The organism is Candidatus Protochlamydia sp. R18 (assembly GCF_000648255.1).
GTDB classification, from domain to species: domain Bacteria; phylum Chlamydiota; class Chlamydiia; order Chlamydiales; family Parachlamydiaceae; genus Protochlamydia; species Protochlamydia amoebophila.
On the sequence record NZ_BASL01000667.1, the window covers coordinates 1 to 1,663 of the forward strand.

The following is a 1,663-nucleotide window of genomic DNA, read 5'->3' on the forward strand; positions in this document are numbered from 1 at the left end:
ATTCTCTTTTCGAATAGCTTTGATAAAATAAAGCGTGCCATCTTCACATTGAATCAAAATTTGGTTATCGCGGCAATCGAGCGAGCGGATGGGAGAGTGGAAAAGGGGAGATTCGTAACATTTTAAGCCATTTTCTATATTAAAAATGGCAAATTGCTTGCGCTGAGGCAACACTAAAATAAGCAACTCTTGGTCAACATGGGCTTCCTCAAAATTTTCCACCCTGCTTAAGGGTTGCGAAGGAAAAGGTTCTTTGAGTGGCCAGCGGTAAAGAAAACCTTCTTGCGTCACTTGGATCATATGCCCTTCTAGATAGTGGATCAAACGAGAGTTTTCGTCTTTTAGGTTATCAAAAACTAATTGACAGCCTTTTTCCTCAAGAGAATAAACTTGAGCAGTCCCAGAAGTGACTTGGATGAAAGCTACTTTTTTTTCTACCTTTAATTTAACCGTTCCACTTGCTGCAAAACCTGGTAATTGGTAGGTGTCATGCTTACATCGATCTTCACATAATGTGGGTTTGTTACGTTTGACTTCTTTTAGAATTTGGTGCTTTTTTTTATAAATTTTCTTCCAATTTGAATTTAAGGTAGGGCGGGTCGAAAATGTCAACTTTTTCCATTGGCGACAAAACTGGGCTTTCCATAGGGAGGGATCCTCTGCTAGCTGTTGCCAGGCTTTACTAACTAAAGAAGCCATGGCAAGGTCTTTTGGGCTCTTAAGTTGATTAAAGATGGCAACCTTCGTTTCTTCAGGTAAAGTTTCTATAGGGGATTTTAAAGAAATCTGCATAAAGCCTCTATCTTTATTAAGAGAAGATGATTAGTTAAATAATCGCAATTATATTTAATAAGGTTATTTTATTCTAGGCTAAATTGATTCAAAAATGGCAACTAAAAAATTTTATTAAAGATAAAATGAAAAGGGATTTATAATATATGTATATGGCGGACAAATCTTTATTAAGAGGAAGATAGACTTTAATTTGCTCAACATGTTTTATTAGGCAATTCAAATCGAGCATAATTTAAAAAAGAATGCGATCTAAGCTATTCTTATAATTCCTATAGCTAAAAATATGGAAGCGGCCTTTTTAAAAGGCCACTTCTTCGAAGTTTTATTACTTTGCTTACTCGTTAAGCTGGATTTTGGCTTGTTCTAAATGTTAAAATTAGAAATAGCGTGTTAAAGACAAACCAACTCTTTGTAATACAGGTTATCTTTCTTGCTGTAATAAGCGTTATTCAATACCGAGCTCGGTATTTCGGTAAAGGAAATATTTCACTCCAGCCATTGCTTGCCATACTAATTCCTCCACGCACCACATAAGTATGGTTTGTTTTCTTTTCAAGAAATCTTTGAAAGGATGAATCTAATTCAAAGCGGAAATCGGACAGTTTATAGCCAATTGTTGCCCCAACAAAGTATTCCATATGGAATTTAAAATTTTCTATTTTTCTAGATATGCTTGTACCTGCATTGATACTAAAATATATTTTTTTTTAATTCATTTTGTTTTTCGTCGTTAGCATATCCCATATTTAGGTAGTACTAATTAGTTAATAACCTGAACTTTGGGTTTAGGTGTTTAGACTTAAACAAGCTACATAAAATTTGAATGACAAAAGACCTCAACATGATTTAAAAGCATTGTTTACCACAA

Annotated in this window: 2 protein-coding genes; both read right to left on the reverse strand. The window is 34.3% G+C overall.

The features are described 5' to 3' along the window. A partial coding sequence (locus TY19_RS04590) for an F-box protein (protein WP_042280579.1) occupies positions 1 to 792 on the reverse strand: 792 nt, incomplete at its 3' end. A gap of 452 nt (positions 793 to 1,244) precedes the next feature. After that, positions 1,245 to 1,433 (reverse strand): hypothetical protein, encoded by a 189-nt coding sequence (locus TY19_RS15205; protein ID WP_148300635.1) that lies wholly within the window; start codon positions 1,431 to 1,433, stop codon positions 1,245 to 1,247. Between the last annotated feature and the right edge of the window lie 230 nt (positions 1,434 to 1,663).

What these genes read in the sequence shown, in the direction of transcription:
- TY19_RS15205 (WP_148300635.1), bottom strand. Translation starts at nt 1,433, where the DNA reads ATGGAATACTTTGTTGGGGCAACAATTGGCTATAAACTGTCCGATTTC.